Origin of the sequence: Serratia sp. AXJ-M (genome assembly GCF_046531865.1) — a bacterium.
GTDB classification, from domain to species: domain Bacteria; phylum Pseudomonadota; class Gammaproteobacteria; order Enterobacterales; family Enterobacteriaceae; genus Serratia; species Serratia liquefaciens.
Genome location: NZ_CP059394.1, coordinates 2578106 through 2604379, shown reverse-complemented (window position 1 = coordinate 2604379; position 26274 = coordinate 2578106). Strand labels below are relative to the sequence as shown.

General features: G+C 57.3%; 19 protein-coding genes. 8 read left to right on the top strand and 11 right to left on the bottom strand.

Annotation, left to right across the window (positions count from 1 at the left end; translation table 11 throughout):
- Positions 1-21 precede the first annotated feature (21 nt).
- The 7 genes from H0S68_RS12210 to H0S68_RS12180 all read right to left on the bottom strand — a co-directional run bounded on the left by H0S68_RS12210 (position 22) and on the right by H0S68_RS12180 (position 9101).
- Complete coding sequence (locus H0S68_RS12210; protein WP_410529440.1) at positions 22-1221, bottom strand: CfaE/CblD family pilus tip adhesin; 1200 nt, start codon at positions 1219-1221, stop codon at positions 22-24.
- 20 nt (positions 1222-1241) lie between these two features.
- Positions 1242-3875 carry a TcfC E-set like domain-containing protein gene (locus H0S68_RS12205; protein ID WP_410529439.1) on the bottom strand — a complete coding sequence of 878 codons (2634 nt, stop codon included), beginning with the start codon at positions 3873-3875 and terminating at the stop codon, positions 1242-1244.
- Between the two features lie 82 nt (positions 3876-3957).
- Positions 3958-4482, bottom strand: coding sequence for a CS1 type fimbrial major subunit (locus H0S68_RS12200; protein WP_128864864.1), 525 nt, complete (start codon positions 4480-4482; stop codon positions 3958-3960).
- A 21-nt stretch (positions 4483-4503) separates the two neighbouring features.
- On the bottom strand, positions 4504-5238 hold the full coding sequence (locus H0S68_RS12195) for a fimbrial protein TcfA (protein WP_128864865.1): 735 nt from the start codon (positions 5236-5238) through the stop codon (positions 4504-4506).
- A gap of 370 nt (positions 5239-5608) precedes the next feature.
- Positions 5609-6187, bottom strand: a complete 579-nt coding sequence (locus H0S68_RS12190; RefSeq protein ID WP_128864866.1) for a tyrosine-type DNA invertase — start codon at positions 6185-6187, stop codon at positions 5609-5611.
- A gap of 224 nt (positions 6188-6411) precedes the next feature.
- Positions 6412-8085, bottom strand: coding sequence for a gamma-glutamyltransferase (gene ggt, locus H0S68_RS12185; protein WP_410529438.1), 1674 nt, complete (start codon positions 8083-8085; stop codon positions 6412-6414).
- A 152-nt stretch (positions 8086-8237) separates the two neighbouring features.
- Positions 8238-9101, bottom strand: coding sequence for a LysR family transcriptional regulator (locus H0S68_RS12180; protein WP_130015762.1), 864 nt, complete (start codon positions 9099-9101; stop codon positions 8238-8240).
- A 148-nt stretch (positions 9102-9249) separates the two neighbouring features.
- Between H0S68_RS12180 and H0S68_RS12175 the strand changes: the two genes are divergently transcribed.
- Positions 9250-10380: an agmatine/peptidylarginine deiminase gene (locus tag H0S68_RS12175; RefSeq protein WP_410529437.1), complete on the top strand. Its 1131-nt coding sequence runs from the start codon at positions 9250-9252 to the stop codon at positions 10378-10380.
- Between the two features lie 47 nt (positions 10381-10427).
- Here the strand turns inward: H0S68_RS12175 and H0S68_RS12170 are convergent, their stop codons facing one another.
- Complete coding sequence (locus H0S68_RS12170; protein WP_217331277.1) at positions 10428-11477, bottom strand: type II asparaginase; 1050 nt, start codon at positions 11475-11477, stop codon at positions 10428-10430.
- A 152-nt stretch (positions 11478-11629) separates the two neighbouring features.
- Positions 11630-12295: a TetR/AcrR family transcriptional regulator gene (locus H0S68_RS12165; protein ID WP_020826951.1), complete on the bottom strand. Its 666-nt coding sequence runs from the start codon at positions 12293-12295 to the stop codon at positions 11630-11632.
- An 82-nt stretch (positions 12296-12377) separates the two neighbouring features.
- Between H0S68_RS12165 and H0S68_RS12160 the strand changes: the two genes are divergently transcribed.
- The 5 genes from H0S68_RS12160 (at position 12378) to H0S68_RS12140 (ending at position 20357) form a co-directional block, all read left to right on the top strand.
- The gene (locus H0S68_RS12160) at positions 12378-13892 is read left to right on the top strand and encodes an MDR family MFS transporter (RefSeq protein ID WP_410529436.1); all 1515 of its coding nucleotides are present in this window, start codon (positions 12378-12380) and stop codon (positions 13890-13892) included.
- A 151-nt stretch (positions 13893-14043) separates the two neighbouring features.
- Positions 14044-15186, top strand: coding sequence for an efflux RND transporter periplasmic adaptor subunit (locus tag H0S68_RS12155; protein ID WP_410529435.1), 1143 nt, complete (start codon positions 14044-14046; stop codon positions 15184-15186).
- Positions 15187-15188: 2 nt separating this feature from the next.
- Positions 15189-18341, top strand: a complete 3153-nt coding sequence (locus H0S68_RS12150; protein ID WP_410529434.1) for an efflux RND transporter permease subunit — start codon at positions 15189-15191, stop codon at positions 18339-18341.
- A 1-nt stretch (position 18342) separates the two neighbouring features.
- Complete coding sequence (locus H0S68_RS12145; RefSeq protein ID WP_410529433.1) at positions 18343-19797, top strand: efflux transporter outer membrane subunit; 1455 nt, start codon at positions 18343-18345, stop codon at positions 19795-19797.
- Positions 19798-19979: 182 nt separating this feature from the next.
- Complete coding sequence (locus H0S68_RS12140; protein ID WP_020826946.1) at positions 19980-20357, top strand: DUF1493 family protein; 378 nt, start codon at positions 19980-19982, stop codon at positions 20355-20357.
- A gap of 90 nt (positions 20358-20447) precedes the next feature.
- Here the strand turns inward: H0S68_RS12140 and H0S68_RS12135 are convergent, their stop codons facing one another.
- On the bottom strand, positions 20448-21017 hold the full coding sequence (locus H0S68_RS12135; RefSeq protein ID WP_115058795.1) for a DJ-1/PfpI family protein: 570 nt from the start codon (positions 21015-21017) through the stop codon (positions 20448-20450).
- 196 nt (positions 21018-21213) lie between these two features.
- On the opposite strand from H0S68_RS12135, the gene H0S68_RS12130 reads away from it, so the two are divergent.
- Positions 21214-22752, top strand: coding sequence for a long-chain-fatty-acid--CoA ligase (locus tag H0S68_RS12130; RefSeq protein WP_410529432.1), 1539 nt, complete (start codon positions 21214-21216; stop codon positions 22750-22752).
- A 56-nt stretch (positions 22753-22808) separates the two neighbouring features.
- On the opposite strand, the gene H0S68_RS12125 is transcribed toward H0S68_RS12130, so the two are convergent.
- A complete protein-coding gene (locus tag H0S68_RS12125) occupies positions 22809-24083 on the bottom strand; it encodes a Glu/Leu/Phe/Val family dehydrogenase (protein WP_020826943.1) in 1275 nt (424 codons plus the stop codon).
- Between the two features lie 615 nt (positions 24084-24698).
- On the opposite strand from H0S68_RS12125, the gene H0S68_RS12120 reads away from it, so the two are divergent.
- Positions 24699-26156, top strand: coding sequence for an amino acid permease (locus H0S68_RS12120; protein ID WP_410529431.1), 1458 nt, complete (start codon positions 24699-24701; stop codon positions 26154-26156).
- Positions 26157-26274: the final 118 nt, after the last annotated feature.

Genomic DNA, 26274 nt, shown 5'->3' with positions numbered 1-26274 from the left:
TTATCGCTACTGCATTGACTATTACGGGGCCAGCGCGTCCGCGCTAAGGGTAACGCGCAGCGTGCCGGTAAAATGGCCGGCGGCTTTGCTCAGCTTGGCGAACGGCAACACGTCCAGCGTGAGCGGTGCCGGGGTGCAGACCACCGGGAAGGGGATGCCGGGCAACACCACCGGGCGGATCAGCGCGGTATTGACGCCAGTCAGGGTAATCGCCTGGCCGTTATTCACCTTTTGCGGCTGATTGTTGTAGTTGAGGGTGACGCGGTAATCGATGCGATCGGCGGTTGCCGTGGCACTGCTGCCGTCGCGGCTGACCGAGAACACATCCGCCGCGCGGCCGGCGACGCTTTGCTGATCGGCCAGCGTGACCTTTAGCCAGGGGCTGTTGCTGTTATAGCCGTCGTACAGGCACATATCGATATTGGACTGGCCGGAGACCTCGCCGCCGGGGGCGGTGGACAGCGGTTTGGTGCGCAGGTTGAGATCCACGCGCGGCGTGGCGCTGCCAAAGGCCGGCAAATAAATCGCGCCGTTGTTTTTATCGGTGACGTTGAGGGTGATATCGGCGGAGAAGGTGGCGACTTTATGAATCGGGCCGACATCCAGAACCCAGTCCTGTTGGCTGAGCACCAACTTTGCCTGCCAACTGCCGCCGGTAGGGATTTTGGCCAGTTCGGCCTGTGGGAGCCAGAGGGTTAGGGCGAGGCCAGCCGTTTTCGGTTTTTTATGACCATCGTCACACCACCTCGCATAATAACCACCACTCCAAAATGCACGTGGTGCACTGTATCTTGCTGCCCAACAATCAGTCGCCGGAGATTGACTTTCATTAAACCCCAATAACTTTATATCAACCGACATGTGAGAGCGTTTTTCCGTAAAACGCAATGTCAGAGCTGATGGGACGGGGCCCTCATCCCATGCCCAGGTTCCCACCGGTGTACAGGCACCATTGGTGGTATCGGTGGCAGACAGGCACTGCCAGGCACCGTTACGCCAATTCCATGAGGATCCTATTGTTGAGTCATCAGTTCCACCTGAAGCCCGGTTCCAGATATAGCTGTCCGCCGGCGGTGCGCTTTTATCATAGCTCAGGTTTATCACCTGATGGTTGTCCGCCGGCGGTATAATCAGCGCTTGCACAGGCAGACTGGCTACGGCCATCAGCAGCAGGCTGTGGCATAGCACTTTTTTTATCATCCTTTCTAACATCGCATTCATTTTGTTTTTCCGTCCTGTGGTTAGCGTTTGGCGGTGGCCAGCAGTTTCATCACCCGTGGCGTCATCAGCAGCGACTGCGGCAGCCCCTCGGCACCGGCGGCGGAGCAGCGCGTGGCACCGACGATTTGCAAAATATCCCGCACCGTTTTGACCCGCAGCGGGCAGCGCATCAGTTGGCCGTCGCTCATCAGCCACAGCGCCGGCACCTTCTGGTTGGCCTGCAGGGTAAAGCCGCCGTCGGCCCCCAGCGCCGGCAGCGCCTGATTGAGCACCTGTGCGTTGGCCAGCGGCAGGCCGGTCGGCCCCAGCGCCTGGCCGATATACACCCAGGTGATATTGGCGCTGACCTCGCGCACCAGTAGCCGGCCCGGCGGCAGGAAGTAACGGCTTTCACCCGCGCCGCCGTTCACGTTGGCGACCCCGCCGCCGGAGGTGCCGGTAATGTCGCGCACCGCCACGCTGGAAAGCTGGTAGCCCTCCAGCGGCAGCAGGGTGCTTTGGCCAAAACCCAGCGTCAGCGGGCGGCTGCCGCCGTTTACCTGCGCGGCCGCCCCGTTTTCGTCCGCCGGGGCCACCCGCACCACCAGGCCGGCGGAAGGCTCACCACCGCCGTTGCCGCCCCAGAACAGGCCGTCGGCGGACACCGCCATCGCCGAGGAGTACCCCCCGGTCAGTGCGCTGCGGTTACCGCCACTGCGGCGGCGGCTGTCGCTCAGCGTGCCGCTCAGGTCGCCATAGCGCCCGTTGGTACGGCCACCGACGCTGCCGCTGTAGCTTTCGTCGTTGTAACCGGAGAAGTTCATCGCCAGCTCGCGGTAACCGTCCTGCTGCCACATGCGGGTATGGTTGAGGTTGTAGCTGGTCTGCGCTTGCCCGCCGCCGTTGCGCCAGTCCACCCCGGCGCTGCTGTAGCTGTCGCTGCCGCCGGCCTGTGCCGCGCTGTCGGCCCGCGACAGGGTAAAACCGAGATACAGGCCGTTATCGGTGGTCTGGCCGTTGCGGTTGCGAAAGGCCCCCAGCCGGGTGCTGACGGTGGTGCCGCCCCAGTTGAAGGCGCGGGACAGCCCCAGTTGCCAGGCGCGGTTGCGCTGGTCGGCGCTGCGCAGGGTTTGCGCGGGCACCAGGCCGTCTGCCGAGACCGGGCGTTGGTAGCTGCGCCCGTTGTTTTGCGTGTCGCTGTAGCCCAGCGTGGCGCTCCAGCCGGCGAACGGCACCGAGAATGACCCGTTGAGCGAGGTGTAGCAACCCATGTCGTTGCTGCGGCCGCTATCCGTCTGGCCACACTGCGCACCACCGATACGGTAGCGGTACAGGCTGGCGGAAAAACCGTCGACAAAGCTCAGTTGCTGGCTGTCGCCGCGCACGCCATTGTTGCCGGCCAGCCCGCTGGCGGCCATCGTCAACACGCCGAAGCTGAAGGCGTGTTGCGCGTCGAGCCGGGTTTCGTTGTAGGTGGTGCCCTGGGTTTTCGCCACGCCGCTGGTCAGTTGCAGGTTGCGCCACAGCGCCAGCTGCACCCCGGCGGCCCCGGTACTTTGTGAGGTGGATTGCTGCGGTGCGGCGCTTTCCGCAGCGGCTTTCCCGCCCTGAAAAAACCATTGCCAGCGGTCGCTGAAGGCGCTGCCGCCCTTGCTGAACGGCTGGTTTTCGCTGCGTTGCAGCACCCCGTCTTCATACACCCGCAGCTCCAGCGGGTAGCTGCCGGGCGGAAAGCTGTCGCTGTTCAGAGGGTGCATGCCCGGCGCAAAGTACTGGCTGCCCAGCAACTGGCTGCCGCGGTAGATATCGACCCGGGCATTGCGGTTAACCTGGACCATCACCGGGGTGGCGTCACGGCTGATGCTTTGATTAACGTAGGCGTCGGTGGTGCCGAGCCGCAGGCCGTCAAAGCGGGTCAACGGCAGCAGGGTAAAGCCGAAGTTACCGCCCAACGGGCTGGAAAGGTTGCGCTGGTCCATGCGGCCTGCCTGCAGGTAGTAGCGGTTGCCCATGTCCTGACGCGCATAGAGATTGTCGAACCACAAACGGCTGGCGCTGGCGTCGCGCACCCGGTTCCAGGTGTAGGCCCAGTTGCCGCCCAGAAAGCGGCGTTCGCCCAGCCCCAGCGCACCGGTGCCGTTCAGCGCCAGATTCTGGCTGTCCTTGTCGCCGCTGTAGTTGGCGGTCTGACGGTGAATAAAGGCGTTTTTTGCCGCCGGCGTCGGGGTCAGCCAGCGTTGATCCTGTTTCAGGCTGGCCAGCCAGGTGGGTTTCATAAACAACAGCACCGCGCCCTCGCTTTCATCCAGAATGGCCGCCACGCTGTCGGTGGCGACATAGCCGCAGCCCGGCGTCGCGCTGCCGTTGCAGGCCAGGTTGCCATGGCGTGCCAGCGGTTGGCTCAGGGCCTGCAGTGCCTGTTTTTGTTGTTGTTCAGATAACGTTTGCAGGCCAGCGGCCGCCAGCACCGTTTCCGGCTCTTCAAAGGTGAGGGTATCGGGCTTGACTTCGACGACAAACAGCCCGAGCGAACGGCCCGGCAACCGGACCTCCAGCCGCTCCGTCTGCCCCAGCAGCAGGGATTCGAAGCCTGGCGGTACCTGCGACGCGGCCGTCGCCTGACAGGCCCACAGCAGGGCCAGATACAGAGGGTGATAGCGATAGCGGGTATTCATGGCGCTCATTCCCTTGGTCGAACCAGGGTCATCCAGACCCGGGAAAAGGGCGCACCGGGTGCGCCCTGTCGGTGGGGCGTTGTTATGGTGTTACAGGGACGGTAGAGGTATTGAGTATCAGGCTGACCACGCCCTGGTAGCTGCCGGACTCGGAGATGATGCCGGTGGTGGTCTGCGCAATCACCAGATCGAAGGGCACCGAGCCGCCATCAATACGCCCCTTGGGGAACAGGTCAGCGGGCTTGAGCGTGGAGTCGGCGGTCACCGCAGTGGTCAGGGTCTTGCCGTTGTAGCTGACGCTTAACGGAATGGTCGTCGCGCTCGGTTTGGTGTTGGACGCCAACACCGGGGCGGTCAACAGGCGCATTTCCACCTGGCTGGTCGTGTCGTTGGTAAAGATTTTGGTGCTGAGGGTCTTTTTTTGCAGGCCGACACCGGGTATGTAGGTCATCTTCAGGCTGGATGGCAGCGCGGTGCCGTCCGCCTGCAGCAGTTCGACCGTCGGGTCGATATCGGCGGTAATGGTGATGTCTTTCTGTACCGCCATGGCAGACAGGGAGAACAGGGCGGCCAGGGCGACAGGGGTAAAGGTATATAACTTTTTCATACAACATCCTTATTGGTTATTTCAGTTTTTTGGGGTTGATGCTCCGGCCGGCAAGTCCGCCGTCGTCGGAGTGGCAGCGCCGTCGCGGTATTCCACGCGCACCACGCCACCTGACATCCCGGCGGGCAGCATCAGGGCTTCACCGGGATAGACACTGCGGTCAATCTGCTGCCAGCGACAAGCCGGCGTACAGTGACCCACTTTCAATACTCCCAGGCGGACGTTGCCCGGGTTGAGTAACTGGCTGCCGTCGGCGCTGCGCGCGAGCTGCGGCTGAGCCACCGCTGGCCGCAGGCGGACCAGTACGCCCCAGACCAGGTTGAGGTTGACCTGGGCGTTTTGGGTGGCGGGGGCTTCGTCTTCGCTCAGTGAGGCCACGGGTTCGAAGTAGACCCGCCAGGCTTCTTCCTGCTGGGGCGTTGCCAGGCTGATTAACCGGACGGTGCGGGTGGCACCGGCGGGCAGGGCGAATTTGTCCGGCGACACCACCAATCCTTGCTGACTGTCAACATCCACCTCGGTTTCGCGTGGCGTGGCCGGGTTGAGGATACGTTTGACGCCGACGCGTACGTATTGGGTCTGCGGGGATTTGGACAGCACCTGCAGGGTGGTGGCCTCCTGGCCGGGGCCGATGTCGGCGCTGATGGGGTAGACCGTCAGGTTGGCCAGGCAGCCGGTGTTGACCAGCATCAGGGCGGCGGCCAGCCCGGCGAGTTTGCTGCGGGTGAGCCCCACAGCACGGTGGATTTTTGGCATGTCTGCACACTCCCTGTGATGCATGAAAAGGTCTGAATAAGACCCGTTTTACGACCGATAAAAACGCAACATAATGAACCAAAGTGTCACATTATGGATTTATGACTTGAAAGGCGGGTGATGGCGTACGATATCGCTAAAAAAAGGCCATGGATGGCGCTATTTCAGCGTAATAAACTGGGTTGGCGAGATGGGTAGCGACAGAGTGACGGAGCTTAAAAAGTGGGAAAGTATAATATGCTGGATAATTGCGTTTCAGCCAGATGATTCTAACTGGGTGATATTCAAAAATAAAAATTAAATTACGGAAATATTGCAGAAAAAAATTGACGTTTTTAGCAGCAGAAACTTAGTATGGTGACACTTTGGTTCAAAATGTTACATTTTCCTCGAACCACAGCGCCTTAAATCGTCCTGCATTACTGGCTGTATACAGCACAGTATGCTGGATGTTGCGATGGCCAAGATAATCCTGAATCAGCCGGGTATCCGCCCCTTTATCCGCCAAAGCGTAGCCGCAGGCATGGCGTAACATATGCGGGTGCACCGCAATAGCCAAACCTGCCCGTTCCCCTAATTGCCTCAGTATCCGATAGATGCGCGAACGAGAAAGCCGTCCGCCCTTGTGGGACAAAAATAACCAGTCGTAGTCGTTCGCCCCCGGATAACGCTGTCTGCGCTCTAGCCAGCGCGTCAGCAATTTTCGCTCCATGGGATGCAAAGGTTGCACGGTGGACAGGCCGTTTTTAAGGCGACGTACGTACAGGCTACCTGCCGCCATATCCAGATCCGCCAGGTGCAGGCCGGTCAGTTCGCTGACCCGGCAACCGTGGATAAAACACATCCACAGCAGGCAGGTATTGCGTTCCGGATCGGGGCTGTCGCTGGCGGCTGCCAGCATGCGCTCGATCTCCGGGCGCGTGAGATGCTTGCGCTCGTTATTTTTCATCGTGACTCCTTGTGGGTGAGGATAGAAAAGAAACGCGGCCCGTTAATGGGCCGGCAGGAGAGTATAAGAAATGAAGGCATTGCGTGCCGGAAATTAGGAATAAACTGTGTGACTGTTGATAAAATGAGCAGGTTGAGGACGTAAATCAAACAAACGTATGGCATGCCGCAGGGTAAAAATAAAACCCGGGCGCACCTCTAACGGATCCGCCCGGTGTTTTATCGTTATTTTTTCACTACCAGCCCCACACCGCGGCCACGCGGATCGGAGGCGGTTTCCGGCGTGTCACCCTTGACGCGGATCGCCTGTATGTCCCCCATGTACCAGCCCTGATCTTCCAGTGTGTAACCCATCGCTTTCAACTGTTCAGCCACTTTGCCGGTCAGTGGAGCAAAAGCGTCGTAGAAGATAGTGTCTTTCGGCAACAGTTGGTGATGGACGCGCTGCGCGGCCACCGCTTGTTGCAGCGGTAACTGGTAGTCATAGAGATTGTTTATCACCTGGAAAATCGAGGTGAAAATGCGAGAACCGCCAGGGGTGCCGATCACCAGGCTAACGTTGCCGTCGCGGGTGATAATGGTCGGGCTCATGGACGAAAGCATGCGTTTGCCTGGTTCAATGGCGTTGGCGTCGCTACCGACCACGCCAAAGGCATTGGCCACGCCCGGTTTGGCGCTGAAGTCGTCCATTTCGTCATTCAACAGGAAGCCAGCACCTTTCACCACCACGCCGCTGCCGAAGTCCCAGTTTAGCGTATAGGTATTGCTGACCGCGTTACCCTGCGCGTCAACAATCGAGAAATGCGTGGTTTGATGGGGTTCCAACCCAGGCCGCACCTTCTCGGTCGGTGAAATGGCGGTCGGGTTGATCTCCGCAGCCCGCTTTTGCAAATAATCCGGGGCGACCAATTGAGCAACCGGCACCTTGGCAAAGTCAGGATCGCCGAGGTAATCGGCGCGATCGGCAAAGACGCGCTTTTCGATTTCCGACAGTAAGTGAATATAGCGGGCGGAGTTCAGCTCAACGCCTTTGAAATCGGCAGCACGATCTTCCTTTATGCCCAGCAACTGCGCCAGCGCGATGCCGCCGGAGCTCGGCAGCGGGGCGGTATAAAGGGTATTGCCGCGCCAGGCGATTTTCATCGGTTCGCGCCATTTCACCCGGTAGTCTGTCAGATCCTCCTGGGTGATCAGGCCGCCATCGCGTTGCATCTGGGCGATCAGCAGCTTGGCCGTTTCCCCCTGATAGAAGTCGTCAGCGCCTTTGTTGGCGATGCGTTCCAGCGTTTTGGCCAGCTCCGGCTGTTTAAACACCGCGCCGGGTTTCATGCTGCCAAAGTAATCGCCGAAGTTGGTTTTGTCGGCGAACAGCTTGTTGGCATCCTCACGGTATTGGTATTGCTGGCCGGCCACCTTAAAGCCTTGTTGCGCATAGCCGATAGCCGGGGTCAGCAGTTCTGCCCAGGGCAACTTGCCGAAGCGTTTATGCGCTTCCCACAGCCCGAGTACCGTGCCGGGTACGCCGGCGGCCTTGGTGCCCACCAGGTTGAGGTTCTCGATCACTTCGCCTTTTTCGTTAAGGTACATGGTTTTGGTGGCCGCTTTGGGGGCGACTTCCCGGTAGTCGAGGAAGTAGGGCTTGCCGTCGACGTACAGGGTCATAAAACCGCCGCCGCCGATGTTGCCGGCCTCCGGGTAGGTCACTGCCAGCGTAAAGGCGGTGGCGACCGCAGCATCGACGGCGTTACCACCGGCCTGCAAAATTTGTGCGGCCACTTTGGCACCGTATTGATCCGGCGCCGCCACGGCACCGGCGTTCAGATTAGCGGCGAATACCGAAGGACTGAGGGTGGCCAGCGCCACGCTGAGTGCCAATGTTTTCAATAAACCAGAATGCATAGCCTTTCCTTTTCGAATTGAACGATGACAGGTGAATTCAATCTCAACAACCACTTAGCACCATTGTTTAAGCTTTTTCTGGCGCTTGATTGAAAGTAGCACCGCTCAATCCGCCGCGCTTTATCCGGCGTTTGGAAGCGTGAGGTAGAACGTTAAATCGCCGCCGGCAATTGTGTTAGTAACCACTCACAAAAATGCCGGGCGAGCGGGTTGTTCTCGCTATCGCGATGAATAAGCCAGGCCCACTGAGGGCCACGCACGCTTTGCTCCGTCATCGGCTGCAATACCCCACGTGCCTGGGCCTGTTGCGCCAGCAGTTCGCTGACCAGAGCGATGCCCAGGCCGTCGCAGGCCGCATCCAACAGCAGGCCGGGATCGGAGAAGTTCAGGCCGTGGCTGCTTTGCCCAACGTTGGCGCCGCCCTGAACGGCCCAATGGCTCCAGTCCATCTCGCGTTCGCCGTGCAGGGTGGTGCGTTGTGCCTTGTCCTGTTTCAGCAGCTCAGGATGGCAAGCCGGATAGAGCCGATCCTGATGCAGCATTTTGAGGCTACATTCAATTTGCGCACTGAGATCGTCACGGATCGCCAGATCGACGGTTTCGGTCGCCATATCCGGCGGGTCGAAGGTGGTGAACAGCCACAGGTCGATATCCGGATGCTGCCGGTGGAAGCTTTTAAGGCGCGGAACCAGCCAGTGACGGGCGAACGCCGGCGTGGTGTTGACGATCAACTGGTTGGGTTTGCGGTACTGCTCCAGACGGCGGATGCCAACGGCCAACTGTTGCAGCATCACCTGGGCGGTACTGTAGAGATCCTGACCGGCATCGGTCAGGCTGACGCTGCGGCCGCTACGGAAAAACAGCGGTTGCTCCAGGAAGGCTTCCAGGCTGCGAATTTGTTGGCTGATCGCCGACTGAGTGAGGTGCAGCTCATCGGCGGCCTGGTGGAAGCTGCCCAGCCGGGCGGCGGCTTCAAAACCGCGCAGGGCGTTCATCGGGGGCCAGTGCTTTAACATTATTGATAAGCCTATCTAATCAGGTGTCCGCTAAATGTATCCTTTGTTTTACCTGGATTAAAGGGATTAACATAGCCGTTATCGACATCGCGCCGTCTTTTGCTGAATAGTTTAGCTTATTATTTTGGCGGCAATACAGGAGCAAACCATGTCAACACGTCGTGAATTTATCAAACAGGCTTCCCTGATTGCCGGCATTAGCCTGACGGCCTCGATGGGGCTGGCATCATTGTCCAGCCACGCGGCTCAGAAAACGGCTGGCGGAAACTGGCGCATGCCCGATGAGGGTGAGCCTCAGCAATGCGCCTTTATCGCTTTTGGCGCACAGCGGGCGATTTGGGGGGCGTTCACGGCGGACGTGCAAGATGCTCTGGGGCGCATTGCCCGTGCTATCGCGGTTTACCAGCCGCTGACGGTATTTTGTCGCGAACGTGAACGGGAGTTAGCGGAGATAAAATGCGGCAGCCACAATGTGACCTTTGTCATTACCGAGCTCGATGATATTTGGATGCGCGATATCGCTGCCAATTTCGTTACCAACAATGCGGGTGAATTGGCGGCGGTGGACTTCAACTTTAACGGCTGGGGCAATAAGCAACGGCACGGTAAAGATGCTCAGTTGGCCGCTTTCCAGGCCAGACATTTCGGCGTTAACCCACTGCGCCGCAGCGCCTTGACAGGAGAAGGCGGGGGCATCGAGGTGGATGGTCATGGCACCGGCATCATGACCGAGAGCAGTTGGGTCAATCGCAACCGCAACCCTGGCTGGAGCCGTGAGCGGGTAGAGCAAGAGCTCAAAGCGATGCTGGGCCTGCGAAAAATCATCTGGCTGCCGGGGATTAAAGGCAAAGACATTACCGACGCTCACGTCGATTTTTACGCCCGTTTCGTCAGCCCAGGCGTGGTGATCGCCAATCTGGACAGCGATCCTGAGTCCTACGACCACCAGGTCACGCTGGATCATTTGGCGATCCTCAAACAGGCCACGGATGCCGATGGCCGCAAGATACAGGTGCATACGGTGTCGCCACCGCTGGATCCACGCCGTAGCCGCTTCAGCAAGGGCAATGCGGATTTTGCCGCCGGTTACATCAATTACTTTGTCATCAACGGCGCGATTATCGCCCCGGAGTTTGGCGATGCCGGGGCGGATGCCGCAGCTTTGGAATTATTGACGGCGCTTTACCCGCAGCGTGAAGTGGTGCAGTTGAATATCGACGCTATCGCCGCTGGCGGTGGGGGCATCCACTGCGTGACCAGTCAGCTGCCGGCCATTTAAGTCTTGTTACAACAGGGCCAGCCTTGGCCCTGTCGAGAGAACGCGGATCAATACGTGTGGAAGTAATCCTGAATGACGCGAGGATTATGGGTTTTGGTCAGCGACAGCATCAGCAGAATACGCGCCTTGGCCGGGTTGAGCGAATCGGACACCAGGCCAGGTTGCCCGCTGTCCTCGGGGACAATACCGCTGCCGGTGCGGCTGGCGCGAACCACCAGCACACCGGCTTTCTCCGCTTTTTTGATCCCGGCAGAGCTGCGCACTGAGACCGAGCCGGCACCGGTGCCAGCGTAAACAATGCCATCCACTTTATGCTGAATGGCCGCATCGTACATGTATTCAGGGTCGTCCTGATAACCATAAATAATGTCGACTTTTGGCAGCACCTTGACATCACGTACGTCAAATACCGAGCGAGTGGTGTGGATCTTGTCGACTCGGGTTTCAAAGTAGGGCTTGCCACCGACAATTACGCCCAGATAGCCTTCTTCCGGGGCTTTGAAGGTGTCCAGCGTGGTGGCGTTGGTTTTGGTGCTGAAACGGGCCGAGCCAATGCGATCGTTCAGAACGACCATAACGCCACGCCCCACGGAGTGCTTGTCGGCGGCAACGGTGACCGCATCCAGCAGGTTCATTGGGCCGTCGGCGCTGATGGCCGTGGCAGGGCGCATCGCGGCGGTAAACACCACCGGTTTGTTGCTCTTGACCGTCAGATTAAGAAAGTACGGCGATTCGTCCAGCGTATCGGTACCGTGCGTGATCACCACGCCATCCACATCACTGCGTGAAAGCAGCTCATTGACCCGCTTGGACAGCTTGAGCAGGATATCGCTGGTCATGTTTTCGCTGCCGATATTGGCAATCTGTTCGCCGTCTACGCGGGCGACTTTCTGCATTTCCGGCACCGCTGCAATCAGCGTTTCCACTCCCAGTGCCCCAGCCTTATAACCGGTGGTTTGTGTATTACTGGCCGCAGAGCCGGCGATGGTGCCGCCGGTGGCTAAAATCACGATGTGCGGTAAGTCCCCGGCGGCGCTTGCCACGCCGGCAAAGCTGAAGGTGAAGCAGATCAATGCCACTCTAATTGTTTGAAACATAAGCTACCCCTGATTAACAAGCCAAATTAGCAGGAGTAGCCAAAGCAAAAAGGGTGCCAGTTAGACAGTTAGCGGTAGCAGAGGACAAGGAGCCATACCGATGCGAAAAGACGCTCGTTGGAGGAGCGAGTCGCACCAAAATGGATCTCGTTCTAGCGCTGCGGTCCCAGCCCGTAGCTTAATAATGCAATGGCATGCCGCGCGATGACTTCAGCGCTCTGCGGGCCGTTGCTGCTGTTGTTGTCACGGTGCCATTTCGGCGCGGTGGCCAGCGGCAGCAGCGTCATGCCAAACAGGGTGATAAACAGCAAAGAGGGTTCCAGATCGGCACTCAGCTTGCCTTCTGCCTGCCAGCGCATAATCGACTTCAGGGCCGCTTTGCGCTGCGCATCACCAAAACGCTCATCCATCCGTTGCTTCAGTACGCCGTTATCACTCATCACTTCTCGCAACCACAGCGGGGCGAACCAGGGATGCGCGGTGGAGATATCGATAAACCTTTGGGCCAGTTGGGTGAAGGCGGCAATAGGATCGTCCGCATTGGCGTCGAAAACGCTGCCGGCGGCCAGCCGTACCGGCAGGAAACGCTCTTCGATCAGCACGTCCAGCAGCTGTTCGCGGTTGTGAAAATAGTAGTGGAGCATGGCGGGGGTGACGCCGGCTTCACGGGCAATGGCATTGAGCGAAGTATCGGCAATGCCTTGGCGGGCAAACAAATTAAGCGCCGTGTCCAGCAGGTGCTCGCGTTTTTCTGTGCCCTTGGTGCCGCCGCTTGGCCGACCAGGGCGGCGCGGGGCTTGAACGTTTTGTGCTGTCATCGCGGTGAGATCCATTGACCGGAGAAAAGAATCACTCATATATTAATTACTCGATTAATTAATTACAAGTGAGCTCATCTAAATGGGGATCGGTCATCTGGCAGGCAGCGAAGACAGCGGCAGAGCGTCTGGGCAGGCGCCCTCGATCCGGCTGTTGTTCTCCGCATTGCTGCTGGTCATGTTGCTGGCGGCGCTCGATCAAACCATTGTCTCTACGGCATTACCGACCATTGTTGGCGAGTTCGGTGGCCTGGAAAATCTGTCGTGGGTAGTCACCGCCTATTTGCTGGCATCGACGATAGTGGTGCCGCTGTATGGCAAGTTCGGCGATCTGTTCGGCCGTAAAATCGTGCTGCAGATTGCCATTGTGGTCTTCCTGCTCGGCTCGGTGCTGTGCGGATTGGCGCAAAACATGACCCAGCTTATCCTGATGCGTGCCCTGCAGGGGCTGGGTGGTGGCGGTTTGCTGGTCGTCACCATGGCGGTGGTGGGCGATGTGATCCCGCCGGCCGAACGCGGACGCTATCAGGGCCTGTTTGGCGGCGTATTCGGCTTGGCGACGGTGGTAGGCCCGTTGATTGGTGGGGTGCTGGTGCAGCATTTCTCATGGCGCTGGATTTTCTATATCAACCTGCCGCTGGGGATTTTCGCGCTGCTGGTGATTGGGGCGGTGTTCCAATCCCGGGTCAATCGGGTCAAGCATGAAATCGATTTCCTGGGGGCCAGCTATCTGGCTGCCGCGCTGACCTGCATTATTCTGTTTACCAGTCAGGGCGGTACGGTCATGACCTGGTCTGACGGGCAGCTGTGGTGCATTTTGGCCTTTGGTTTGGTGTCATTGGGCGGGTTTATCTACGAAGAACGCCTGGCGAGCGAGCCTATCATTCCGCTCGACTTATTCCGCAACAGGACCTTTTTGCTGTGCGCCTTGGTCGGCTTTATCGTCGGTATGTCGCTGTTTGGTTCGGTGACTTTCCTGCCGCTGTATTTGCAGGTGGTGAAGAATTCCACGCCGACCCAGGCCGGGATGCAGCTGCTGCCGCTGATGGGCGGGATCATGATCAGCTCCATCGTTAGCGGTCGGTTAATCAGCAAGCGCGGCAAATACCGTATTTTTCCGATTATAGGCACCTGCTGTGCCCTGGTAGGCATGATTCTGCTGGGGACGCTGAAAAACTCGACGCCGGTACATCTGCTGTATCTCTACATCAGCCTGCTGGGGTTGGGATTGGGTATGGTGATGCAGGTGATGATCCTGGCGGCGCAAAACAGCGTCGAGCCAAAACACATGGGCGTTGCCACTTCGAGCGCTACGCTGTTTCGCTCTATCGGCGGATCCATCGGGGTAGCCGTGTTTGGCGCGATTTTTACCAATGTGCTGCACAGTCGGTTGGCCAGCTTGCTGCCTGAAGGAACGGCGTTACCGCGTTCTTTGGGCGCGGCGGCGGTGCATCATCTGCCGTTGACGTTGCAGAACGACTATTTGCAAGCCTTTGGCGGGGCCATCCACTCGGTGTATCAGATTGCCGCCGGGGTCATGGCACTGGCCTTTGCATTGACCTGGTTGCTGAAAGACGTGCCGCTTCGCCATAAGTAAAACCGCCAAAACCGGTGCGTAAAGCAGGCGCGCACCGGTTCTCCTCATGCTCTGCGATGCAATTTTACGCAATCCTTACGCAACCCTGTCAGACTAAAAACGGCGCTTTCTATATATTGAGAATAAACGTTCTCAATAGGATAGATAGTCGATGCAAAGGAAAAAGGTTTTACTTGTCAGCCTGTCGTTATTGCTGGCCGCTTGTGATGGCCAGAGCGGTGGAGCACCCGCCGGCGCCGGTAGCGTGCAAGAAGTGGGTGTCGCGACGCTGCAGGCTCAACCGGTAACGCTGAGCAGCGATTTGACCGGCCGCGTGAACGCCACCATGACCTCGGACGTTCGTCCTCAGGTGGACGGCATTATCAAAAAACGCCTGTTTACCGAAGGTGCCGAGGTCAAGGCCGGGCAGGTGCTGTATCAGATCGACCCCGCAACCTATCAGGCCAGCTACGATCAGGCTGCCGCTCAGTTGAAAAGCGCTGAGGCCACCGTGAAGTCCAGCCGCCTGAAGTCGCAGCGTTACGCCGCGCTGGTAAAAGAGAATGGCGTTTCCAAACAGGATGCGGATGATGCCATGGCAACCTATCTGGAGGCGGTTGCCGCCGTCGCACAGTATCAGGCCTCTTTGGAGTCGGCCAAAATCAATCTCGCGTACACTCAGGTGCGCGCGCCTATCTCCGGCCGTATCGGCATTTCCTCCGTTACGCCGGGTGCTTTGGTGACCGCCAGTCAGACCGACGCCCTGGCGACCATTCGCGCGCTCGATCCGATTTATGTCGATCTCACTCAGTCCAGCAGTCAATTGCTCAAACTGCGTAAACAGCAGGCATCGCTGCAACGTGACGATGTCACGCCGGTAGCCATCAAACTCGAGGACGGCACGCCATATACCCACCCCGGTAAACTGGAGCTGACGGAAGTGGCGGTAGACGAGTCGACCGGCTCCGTCACCTTGCGTGCGGTGTTCCCTAATCCTGAGCACGAATTGCTGCCCGGCATGTATGTTCACGCCACGGTAGACAACGGCGTCGATCCCAAGGGGATTTTGGCGCCTCAGCAGGGGATCACCCGTAACGCCAAGGGCGAAGCCACGGCGCTGGTTGTTAACGCGCAAAACAAAGTGGAGCAACGCACGATCATTACCGAACAGGTTATCGGCAGCAACTGGCTGGTCAGCAAGGGCCTGAATGCCGGTGACCGTCTGATCGTTGAAGGCACCAATAAGGTGGCTGCGGGCGTTGAGGTCAAAGCGGTTGATGTGAAACAACCGACGGCTAACGGCGGGGAGCAGTAACCATGGCGCAGTTCTTTATTCGGCGACAGGTTTTCGCCTGGGTGATTGCGATCATCATCATGCTGTGTGGGCTGATGTCGATCAACTCGCTGCCCATTTCGCAATATCCGGACGTCTCTCCACCGCAGATTTCCATCTCCGCCACCTATCCGGGTGCCGATGCCGAGACGCTGGAAAACAGCGTTACTCAGGTCATCGAACAGCAGCTTACCGGGCTGGACGGGCTGCTTTACTTTTCAGCCACCAGCAGCTCCGACGGTTCTGTGAGCATTAATGTCACCTTCGACCAGGGCACCGATCCGGATATCGCGCAGGTGCAGGTGCAAAACAAGGTGCAGCAGGCGGAAAGTCGCTTGCCTACCGAGGTCACCGCGCAAGGGGTTACGGTCAAAAAATCTCAGAGCAGCTTCTTGCTGATCGTCGGTCTGTATGATGAAACCGACAAGGCCAGCATGGCGGACATTTCCGACTATCTGGTGAGCAACATTCAGGATCCGCTGTCGCGCATCGAAGGGGTTGGCGATGTGCAGGTATTCGGATCGGAATACGCCATGCGCATCTGGCTTGACCCGACCAAGCTGGCGTCCTTTTCACTGATGCCTTCCGACGTATCAACGGCAATAGAAGCGCAAAATACCCAGGTTTCCGCCGGTAAGGTCGGCGATTTACCGTCCGGTGCCGATCAGCAGCTGACCGCCACGGTAAAAGCGCAGTCGCGCCTGCAAACACCGGAGCAGTTCCGCAACATCATTCTCAAGAGTGACAGCAGCGGCGCACTGGTGCGCCTGGGCGACGTTGCGCGGGTAGAGTTGGGCAACGAGGATTACTCTTCCAGCGCCCGGTTGAATGGCCATCCAGCCTCCGGGATTGCGGTCAAGCTGGCCGCCGGTGCCAATGCGCTCAATACCGCCAAGCTAGTCAAAGCCAAAGTGGCGGAATATCAGACTTCAATGCCGAACGGTTACAAGGTGGCCTACCCGAAAGACAGCACCGATTTTATTAATATCTCGATCGAAGAGGTGGTGAAAACGCTGATAGAGGCGGTGGTGTTGGTAGTGATCGTGATGTTTGTGTTCCTGCAAAACCTGCGTACTACGCTGATCCCGACCATTACCGTGCCGGTGGTACTGTTGGGCACCTTTGGCGTGCTCGCCGCCTTCGGCTATTCGATCAATACCCTGACGCTGTTTGGCATGGTGCTGGCGATCGGCCTATTGGTGGATGACGCCATTGTGGTGGTGGAAAACGTCGAGCGCGTGATGCGGGAAGAGAAGCTGCCGCCGCGTGAGGCGACGGAAAAATCGATGAAGGAGATCACCGGGGCTCTGGTCGGTATCGCCATGGTGCTGTCGGCGGTGTTCCTGCCGATGGCGTTCTTTGGCGGCTCCACCGGGGTTATCTACCGTCAGTTCTCCGTTACCATCGTGGCGTCGATGGTGCTGTCGGTGATCCTGGCGCTGACGCTGGCACCGGCATTGTGTGCCACTTTGCTCAAACCAGCTCATGACGATCTGACCGATAAGGGCCTGCTGGGTAAATTTAACCGTGGCTATAACCGTCTGCAGGAGAAATACGCCGATAAGGTCGCCCGGGTGATACACAGCCCAATGCGCTATCTGCTGCTGTATGGTCTGTTGCTGATTGCCGCCGCCGTGATGTATATGCGGCTGCCGACCGGCTTCTTGCCCAATGAAGATCAGGGCGTGGTGATGGTGCAATACACCTTGCCTGCCGGCGCGACCGATGCCAGGACATCGGCGGTCAGCGACGCGGTAAAAGATTACTTCCTCACCGACGAGAAGGCCAACGTCAGCACCATTTTCACCATCAACGGTTTTGGTTTCAGCGGCAGCGGGCAAAACGCCGGTATGGCCTTCGTCAGTCTCAAGGACTGGAGCCAGCGGCCCGGCAGTGCCAACACCGCCGATGCCATTGCCAAACGCGCAATGGCGCACTTTGCCACTATCCGCGATGCCCAGGTGTTCTCGATGAGCCCACCGGCGATCGACGGTTTCGGCCAGTCCGACGGTTTCACCTTCGAACTGCAGGCTAAAGGGGCGACCACCCGTGCGGAGTTGCAAGTGATGCGTGACCAGATCATCGCCGCCGCCGGGAAAAACCCGAGTCTGAGCGCGGTGCGCGCCAACACCCTGCCGGATACGCCACAGCTGCAGGTAGACATCGACAACGACAAACTGCAGGCGCTGGGCCTGAGCGCCGGCGACGTCAGCAGTACGCTCACCAGCGCGTTCGGCAGCACCTACATCAACGACTTTATCGACCGCAACCGGGTGAAAAAGGTCTATATGCAGGGTGACGTCGAGTATCGGTCAAAGCCGGAGGATCTCGATAAGTGGTTTGTTCGCGGCACCTCCAGCAGCACGACCAGCATGACGCCGTTCTCTGCCTTTGCCTCTTCACATTGGATTTACGGGCCGGAAAACCTGTCGCGTTATAACGGACTGTCCTCGTTTGAAATCACCGGCGAGGGCGCGCCCGGTACCAGTTCAGGCACGGCAATGGACGAGATGGAAAAACTGGCATCACAGTTCTCGTCCGCCAGCAGCTTCTCCTGGAGCGGGTTGTCATATCAGGAACGCCTGACCAGCGGGCAGGCGGCATCGTTGTATGCCATTTCGTTGGTAGTGGTGTTCCTGTGCCTGGCGGCGCTGTATGAGAGCTGGTCAATCCCGTTTGCCGTGATGATGGTGGTGCCGATGGGCGTGGTGGGATCCCTGTTGGCCATCACGCTGCGCGGGCTGGAAAACGACATTTATTTCCAGGTGGCGCTATTAACCATCATCGGCCTGTCGGCCAAGAACGCCATTCTGATCGTTGAATTCGCCGAAGAAAATTATCAGCGCGGCGAAGCCTTGATCGCCGCCGCCGTTGAGGCTTCCCGTATGCGCCTGCGTCCTATTCTGATGACCTCTCTGGCATTCAGCGCCGGCGTATTGCCCTTGGCGGTTTCCAGCGGCGCCGGGGCCAACAGCCGGATCGCCATAGGTACCGGGATCATCGGCGGCACCATTACGGCGACATTACTGGCAATCTTCTTCGTTCCTTTGTTCTACGTATTGGTACGCCGGATGTTTTCACGCAAAACAACCTCCGCCAAACAAACAGAAAACACTGCGCCGCAGGCAGGAGAATAACGTGCTGCAACGTTTAATCACTTTGACCTTTCCGCTGGTGCTGGCGGGGTGTATCTCGCTGGATCCGGATTATCAACGCCCGCAGGCGCCGGTGCCCTCAACGCTGCCGCAAGGGGCCGCTTATACTGCGCCCTCGGGTAAATTGTCATTAAGCTATCCGGACATCCCATGGCGTGACTATGTGGTCGATAGCCGGTTACGGCAGGTGGTGGAGATGGGGCTGAGCAGCAGTCGCGATTTGCGCGAGGCCATTGCCAACATCGAATCTGCCCGGGCGCTCTACGGTGAGCAACGTGCCGATCTGTTTCCTACCATCAATGCCGGAGTGGACGGCAGTCGTGGCCGGGCATTGACCGGTAGTGGCAATGCCACGGCGATCAGCCAAAGTTACGAAGCGACGGCAAGCACCAGTTCTTTCGAGCTGGATCTGTTTGGCAAAAATCGCAGCCTGACTCGCGCTAAATTCGAGAGCTATTTGGCGGAGTCCGAAGCGGCGAAAAGTACCCGTTTGGCACTGATTGCCGACACCGTGACCGACTGGGTAAATGTGGCGGCCGCACGCAGCAATCTGGCCGCCGCCAAAGGCACCATGGAAAGTGCCAAACAGTCGTTGGCGGTAACGCGCAAGAATCAGCAAAACGGTATTTTGTCGATGGTTGACGTGGCGTCGGCCGAGACGGTCTATCAGCAGGCGCGTTCAGACGTGGCCAGCTACACCACCAGCGCGGCGCAGGCGAAAAACGCGCTGGATCTGGTGGTCGGGCAAAGCGTGCCGGAGAGCCTGTTGCCTGATGGGATCGAAGCGTTGTCTGGCATCATGAAAGATATACCGGCCAATGTGTCGTCGCAGGTGCTGCTGAACCGTCCGGACGTGCTGGAGGCCGAGCATAACCTGAAGGCTGCCAATGCCAATATCGGTTCCGCCAGAGCGGCGTTCTTCCCGTCTATCAGCCTGACCGCCAGCGGCGGGGTGGGCAGTGGAGAACTGTCATCCCTGTTTAGTCAGGGGGCGGGCGTTTGGTCGTTCGCACCGAGCATCAGCCTGCCGATCTTTACCGGTGGCTATAATACGGCGCAGTTGAATTACACCAAGGCGCAGAAAGACCTCTACGTCGCCACCTATGAAAAAGCGGTGCAGACGGCATTCCAGGAAACGGCCGATGCGTTGGCACGCAGGGGCACAATTCAGGAACAGTTAGCGGCGCAAACCGGCTATGTGGCGGCCTCGAAGGAATATTATCGCCTGGCGGAGCTGCGCTACCGCCATGGCGTGGATACCTATCTGGTGATGTTGGACGCGCAGCGAACGCTATATACCGCCCAGCAGTCGCTGATTGCTGCTCGCCAAACCGAATATCAAAACCTGATTACTCTGTATAAAGTGCTGGGTGGGGGCATCGCGGCAGAAAAGCAGGGCGATGGCGTGGTTGCCAACAATAGATCTTTAACCCAATAAGATTTAGCCCAGGCAATAATTAAATAACGCAGTGTGATGATAGCGCGCTGCGTTTTTTTATATTCATTCTGTGGTGGAAGTGTAAAGAAAGGGAAAATGACCAGACGATGGAGAACTCGCCACAATCAGCAGGGTCTGAATAATATCGCATCATCCCCGCGGCCAAATATATTGAGGTTGAAATGGAAAGTGATATTCAGCAACAGGTCATTTCAGTGATTGATCGCTATAATTCGCCCAGCCTGCTTAAAAAGGGGGTTGCCGTTACTCTCAATACGGAAATAAACAAAGAGCTGCACCTCTCCTTGCCAATGTCGGAAACGCTGATGCGTGGCTATTTCGACGCCTTTCTCATCGACAGCAGCAATTACAATCATGAGCTGTATTTTCGTCAGGAGTCAAAGTCGGCGTTATTGTTCTCCTCATCAAATCGTCGCGCGAATCACTGGGATCTTGAAATGGAAAGGATCCGGCCATTGTATGTTTATATGCTGGTGCGATCCGCACGGGCCAAACGCTGGCTTTACGACATCCACTTTCTGATTGAACAATTAAAATGATATCGCGATATTCCCAATATTGGATGAGTTAACTCATCGCGCCGAATGCAGTTTCAGGCCCGCAAAGAAATTGCGGGCCTTTTAACGGAGTTATTGTGCCAGTAACTCGGCAAATTTCGCCAGCCATTGTGGATGCGCCGGCCAGGCTGGGGCGGTCACCAGATTGCCGTCAATATGGGCCTGATCGATACCGATATCCGCAAAGTGGCCACCGGCCAGCTGCACTTCCGGGGCGCAGGCCGGATAGGCGCTGCAGGTTCTGCCTTTCAACACCCCGGCGGCGGCCAACAGCTGCGGGCCGTGACACACCGCGGCGATGGGTTTGCGTGCGGCGTCAAAAGCCTGCACCAGCTTGATCACCTGCGGGTTCAGGCGCAGATACTCGGGCGCTCTGCCGCCGGGGATCAACAGCGCGTCGTAGTCTTCTTCTTTTGCCGCGGCAAAGTCGGCATTCAGGGTGAAACGGTGGCCAGGTTTTTCACTGTAGGTCTGCGCGCCGTCGAAATCATGGATTGCCGTCATGATGTAATCACCCTTGGCCTTGTCCGGGCAGACGGCGTCCACCTGATGGCCAATCATCTGCAATGCCTGAAAGGGCACCATGGTTTCATAATCTTCAGCGTAATCACCAACCAGCATCAGGATCTTTTTCTTGCTCATACGGGGATCTCCGGGAGGAATAATCCCTAACATATAGCCTACCGGTGTGTGGAACGCGAACCTGCTTCTGGCGTAGGTGCATCTATACTGATTTTACCGCCGGAGGCGGTTCAGGGAGATCAACCTCAATGAGGTGGCGCAGTATCTCAATTATCGACTCACCGGGCTTCCCGGTTTCTGCTCATGAGACCCCCATATGCTTAATTTGGCCACATTGCTTGAAGAGAGTGCGCGTACTTTCCCCAATCGTCTGGCGCTGGTTCAGGACGAATTCCAGCTTAGCTATGGCGAACTCGATCAGCTCGCCAATCAGGTTGCCCATCTGCTGAGGGTTCGGGGCGTGAAACCGGGGGAGCGGGTGGCGTTGGCCTGCCCAAACCGTTGGGAGTTTCCGGCGATTTACTTCGGCATTCTCAAAACGGGTGCGGTGGTGGTGCCGTTAAATACCTTGCTGAAGGCGGGGGAGTTTGAATACTACCTGCAGGATTCGCAGGCGGTGGCCTTCTTTTGTTTTGAAGGGGGCCATGGATTAACCTTGGGGGAAGAGGCAAAAATCGCGTTCGATGCCATGCAATCGTGCCGCGACTTTATTATTATCGGTGACAGCCTGCCGCTGAGCGGTGACCGCTTCAGCCAGGCCATTCGCCAGCAACCTACCGATTTTGACAGCGCCAGCACCCTGGAGTCCGACACCGCAGTGATCCTCTACACCAGCGGAACCACCGGCCGTGCCAAAGGGGCGGAGTTGACCCATTCCAACCTGGTGCTGAATGCGCTGGGTTCGGTGCAGTTATTCAATAGCTCGGTTGAACGCCCCGATCGCCATTTGGTAACGCTGCCGCTGTTCCATACTTTCGGCTCAACCGTCCAGATGAATGCCGGCTTCGCCTTGGGAGCAACGCTGGTGCTGGTGCCCCGTTTTGATGCAAAGCTGGCTATCTCGCTGATGCAAAAGCACGCCATCACTTTTTTCGCCGGCGTACCTACCATGTATTGGGCACTGCTGAATGCGCTGGACGACAGCGTAGATCTGTCGCTGTTGCGCAAAAATTTACGCATGGCGGTCTCCGGCGGGGCCAGTTTGCCGGTGCAAATCATTGAAGATTTTGCCCGTCGTTTCGGCGTTAACATTCTGGAGGGCTACGGGCTGTCGGAAACCAGCCCGGTCGCTACCTTCAATCACCCAGGACGCGTCAACAAAGTGGGGTCTATCGGCCAACCGATCTGGGGCGTTGAAGTCCGGCTGGTTGATGTCACCGGCAAAACGATAACGGAGATCGATCAGGTCGGTGAGTTAGCGGTGCGCGGTCACAACGTGATGAAAGGTTATCTTAATCGCCCGGAGGCCACGGCCGAGGTTCTGGAAAACGGCTGGTTTAGAACCGGCGATCTGGCACGGTGCGACGCCGACGGTTTTTATTTTATTGTCGACAGGTCGAAAGACGTAATTATCCGGGGCGGCTTTAACGTTTATCCGCGAGAAGTGGAAGAACTGATGATTCGCCACCCGGCGGTTTCGTTGGTGGCGGTGATCGGGGTGCCACATCCATCGCTGGGAGAGGAAATTAAAGCGGTGGTGGTGTTGAAAGATCTAGACGAGGCGGTAACGGAAGAAGCCTTGATTATCTGGACCAAAGAGCGACTGGCGGCGTTTAAATACCCGCGTATCGTGGAGTTTGTCGAGCGGTTACCGATGACCAGCACCGGAAAGGTGTTGAAAAGGTTGCTGCGTTAGAAGGGGATATTTTGAAATGATCCCGGCCTGCAGTGCAAGCCGGGATGGATAACGCATTAACCTGGGTAAATGCCACGCTCTTTACGTGCGGTCAGGATACGCTCACAGGCGACGATATAGGCCGCGGTGCGCAGGCTGCATTTCTTCTCTTCGGACTTGTTCCAAACGTGAACCATAGCGTCGGTCATGATCTTGTCCATACGCTCGTTGATTTCGCTTTCGCTCCAGAAGTAGCTGGCCATGTCCTGCACCCACTCGAAGTAACTGACGGTCACGCCGCCGGCGTTACAGATAACGTCAGGCACTACGGTGATGTTGCGTGAACGCAGAACGTCGTCCGCATCTGGGTAGGTTGGGCCGTTTGCCCCTTCCAGTACCAGCTTGGCGCTGAGGATTTCTGCACGTTGACGGGTGATCTGACCTTCCAGGGCGGCTGGGATCAGGATGTCCATGTCGACGGACCAGAAAGCTTCGCTTTCGATTTCTTTAGCGCCAGGGAAGCCAGCGATCTGCTTGTTCTTGGCTTGCCATTCGGTCAATGCGTTCAGGTCGATGCCGTCTGGGTTGGACAGGGTCGCTGAGTGGTCCTGGATCACGACTACGCGTGCGCCGATGCCGACGAACAGACGAGCCGCTTCGCTGCCCACGTTACCAAAGCCCTGTACCGCCACTTTGGCACCTTCAAGCTGTACGCCCAAACGTTTGGCCACTTCACAACCGGTCACGAACACGCCACGGCCGGTCGCTTTTTCACGGCCCAGAGAGCCGCCCAGGTGGATAGGCTTACCGGTGACAACGCCGGTGATGGTAGTGCCGTGGTTCATGGAGTAGGTATCCATCATCCAGGCCATCACTTTGGAGTTGGTGCCGACGTCCGGTGCGGGAATATCTTTCTGTGGCCCGATGATAAAGCCGATTTCGCTGGTGTAGCGGCGGGTCAATCTTTCCAGCTCGCCTTCAGACAGTTTGAAAGGATCGACGCGGATCCCCCCCTTGGCGCCACCGTAAGGCAGGTTAACTGCCGCACATTTGATGGTCATCCAGGCTGACAGCGCCATAACCTCATCGAGATCAACATCTGGGTGGTAACGGATGCCGCCTTTACCCGGGCCGCGCGACAGGTTGTGCTGAACGCGGAAACCTTCGAAGTGGCGGATTGAACCGTCGTCCATCTGCAGAGGAATATCAACGATCAGCGCACGCTTAGGGTGACGCAGGGTATCAACCCAACGCGACAGCTCACCGAGATAAGGTGCAACGCGGTCGATTTGTTGCAGATAGGTGGCCCAGGCCGTTGTGCTGCTTTCTGAAGCGTAGGATAGCTTTTCCATAACCAACCTTTTTATATATAGGTATTTATTTTGTTTAACCGTGGATTACTAAGTGCATAACACTTTTGCGACGCTAAATTTACCATTAAAAACGCGGCTTGTTAGCCCCCACTCATCGGGCCACAGGCCGCTTTCAAGCCGGTTTGACGGCGTAAAAATGAATAGTTAATTACTTTTGTACGGTGGTTGCGGGAGCTACTCATGGTTTATGCATAAAAAATGCATAAAACCCGTTTTTATCTATTTTTCAGAAGCTTGAATGTGATCAAAAAGTTTCATTTTATTTAAGTGTCGTGTTGACAATGCCGTTTCCTGACGCCAGAGTTAAATTCATGTTAAATCGACGTTGTCAGCGTTTTATTCTTGAACAAAAATAATCATAACCGACTGATAATAAATGAATCACCCTCCACGCTCATGCTTCGCATGCTAAATGTGGGCTAGCGCGCAGCTCGAACAGCCGTTTTCTGATGCGTACATTTTTTAACTTCCCTTTAACAAAGGGACGGTATCGTTTTGCCTGAATTTTTTTGCCGGTACAACGCGCAATGCGTTTCACTCCTGCAGCAGCGGCTGTCCGCTGCTTAATCGCCTTAATGACGGACAGGTAACACCATGACAAAAAGTAAGCAACATCGGTTGAAGGCTTCTTCAACCGAGGGGCCTGACTGCGCCCAAACATTGCAACGCGGACTCAGCGAGCGCCATATTCAACTGATTTCCATCGGCGGCGCCATTGGGACTGGCTTATTTATGGGATCGGGTAAAACCATCGCGCTTTCCGGCACCTCTATTGTGTTGACCTATGTGATTGTCGGCTTCTTTATGTTTATGGTGATGCGAGCGATGGGGGAGCTGTTGCTGACCAAGCTCGACTACCGCTCGTTTGCCGATTTCGTTTCCGAATACCTGGGGCCGAAAGCCAGCTTCTTTCTGGGGTGGTCCTATTGGCTGAGCTGGGTGGTGACGTGCATTGCCGACGTGGTGGTCTGCGGCGGCTACATACAGTACTGGTACCCCGAGGTTTCGCCCTGGCTACCGGCTTTACTGACCTTAGGGCTGTTGTGCCTGTTCAATATGCTGTCGGTGAAGATGTTTGGCGAAGCGGAGTTTTGGTTTGCCATCATCAAGGTGATCGCCATTATCGCGTTGATCGTCACCGGGGCCTGGATGGTGTTTATTGGCTGGACTTCGCCGGACGGGGTTAAAGCCTCGGTGAACAACATCACCGATCCTGCTATTTTCATGCCGCACGGCATTCTTGGTTTCTTTGCCGGCTTCCAGATCGCCATCTTTTCCTGCACCGGTATTGAGCTGTTGGGCACCATGTCGGCTGAAACCAAAGATCCACACAAAGTACTGCCGAAGGCGATTAACGTTATCCCGGTGCGGATCATCATCTTTTATGTGTTCTCCATGCTGGCGATCATCGCCGTAACCTCATGGAGCCATATTTCACCGGACAGCAGCCCGTTTGTGATGCTGTTCGATCAGGCGGGGTTACCTGCTGCCGCTGCGGTCATCAACTTTGTGGCGCTGACTTCGGCGATGTCCTCAGCCAACAGTGGCGTCTATTCCAGTACCCGTATGCTGTATGGCTTGTCGATGGAGAAGCATGCCCATGGGCAGTTCAAGATACTTTCGCGCACTACCGCCATTCCGATCCGCAGCCTGATGTTCTCGTGCTTTTGCATGGTAGTGGGGACGATGTTGCTGATCCTGATGCCGAACGTCATGACGCTATTTACTATCGTGTCTACCGTGGCGGCGATACTGGTGGTTTACAGCTGGGGCATGATCCTGGCGGCCTATCTGGTTTACCGCAAACAGCGGCCCGACCTGCATGCACGTTCGCTGTTCAAAATGCCGGGTGGGGTGATAATGACCTGGCTGACATTGGCGTTCTTTGCCTTCACGTTGGTGCTGATGATCTTTGATCGCGATACTCTGATAGCGTTGTGCAGCATGCCGCTGTGGTTTATCACCCTGGCAATCGTTTGGCGCTTTAGAATCAAAGACAGCGTGGCTCAGGAAGACTATGTGTTTTACCAAAGCCGGCGCGAGGCGGAATAAGCCAGTCTCGGGAGGGCGGTTAGCCGTTCTCCCGCTCGGCATTGCGGGGCAACTGAGGTATGCTAAGCGGCTGACCCAATGATGAAAACTGGCCAATATCATCATGCCTTATCGCTAT

Excerpts from the sequence above, each read along its gene's own strand:
- ggt (WP_410529438.1), bottom strand. The coding sequence starts at position 8,085 with ATGCATTCTGGTTTATTGAAAACATTGGCACTCAGCGTGGCGCTGGCC.
- H0S68_RS12150 (WP_410529434.1), top strand. The coding sequence starts at position 15,189 with ATGGCGCAGTTCTTTATTCGGCGACAGGTTTTCGCCTGGGTGATTGCG.
- H0S68_RS12190 (WP_128864866.1), bottom strand. The coding sequence starts at position 6,187 with ATGAAAAATAACGAGCGCAAGCATCTCACGCGCCCGGAGATCGAGCGC.
- H0S68_RS12200 (WP_128864864.1), bottom strand. The coding sequence starts at position 4,482 with ATGAAAAAGTTATATACCTTTACCCCTGTCGCCCTGGCCGCCCTGTTC.
- H0S68_RS12130 (WP_410529432.1), top strand. The coding sequence starts at position 21,214 with ATGCTTAATTTGGCCACATTGCTTGAAGAGAGTGCGCGTACTTTCCCC.
- H0S68_RS12155 (WP_410529435.1), top strand. The coding sequence starts at position 14,044 with ATGCAAAGGAAAAAGGTTTTACTTGTCAGCCTGTCGTTATTGCTGGCC.
- H0S68_RS12180 (WP_130015762.1), bottom strand. The coding sequence starts at position 9,101 with ATGTTAAAGCACTGGCCCCCGATGAACGCCCTGCGCGGTTTTGAAGCC.
- H0S68_RS12210 (WP_410529440.1), bottom strand. The coding sequence starts at position 1,221 with ATGAATGCGATGTTAGAAAGGATGATAAAAAAAGTGCTATGCCACAGC.
- H0S68_RS12195 (WP_128864865.1), bottom strand. The coding sequence starts at position 5,238 with ATGCCAAAAATCCACCGTGCTGTGGGGCTCACCCGCAGCAAACTCGCC.
- H0S68_RS12165 (WP_020826951.1), bottom strand. The coding sequence starts at position 12,295 with ATGACAGCACAAAACGTTCAAGCCCCGCGCCGCCCTGGTCGGCCAAGC.
- H0S68_RS12175 (WP_410529437.1), top strand. The coding sequence starts at position 9,250 with ATGTCAACACGTCGTGAATTTATCAAACAGGCTTCCCTGATTGCCGGC.
- H0S68_RS12205 (WP_410529439.1), bottom strand. The coding sequence starts at position 3,875 with ATGAATACCCGCTATCGCTATCACCCTCTGTATCTGGCCCTGCTGTGG.
- H0S68_RS12140 (WP_020826946.1), top strand. The coding sequence starts at position 19,980 with ATGGAAAGTGATATTCAGCAACAGGTCATTTCAGTGATTGATCGCTAT.
- H0S68_RS12170 (WP_217331277.1), bottom strand. The coding sequence starts at position 11,477 with ATGTTTCAAACAATTAGAGTGGCATTGATCTGCTTCACCTTCAGCTTT.
- H0S68_RS12120 (WP_410529431.1), top strand. The coding sequence starts at position 24,699 with ATGACAAAAAGTAAGCAACATCGGTTGAAGGCTTCTTCAACCGAGGGG.
- H0S68_RS12160 (WP_410529436.1), top strand. The coding sequence starts at position 12,378 with ATGGGGATCGGTCATCTGGCAGGCAGCGAAGACAGCGGCAGAGCGTCT.
- H0S68_RS12125 (WP_020826943.1), bottom strand. The coding sequence starts at position 24,083 with ATGGAAAAGCTATCCTACGCTTCAGAAAGCAGCACAACGGCCTGGGCC.
- H0S68_RS12135 (WP_115058795.1), bottom strand. The coding sequence starts at position 21,017 with ATGAGCAAGAAAAAGATCCTGATGCTGGTTGGTGATTACGCTGAAGAT.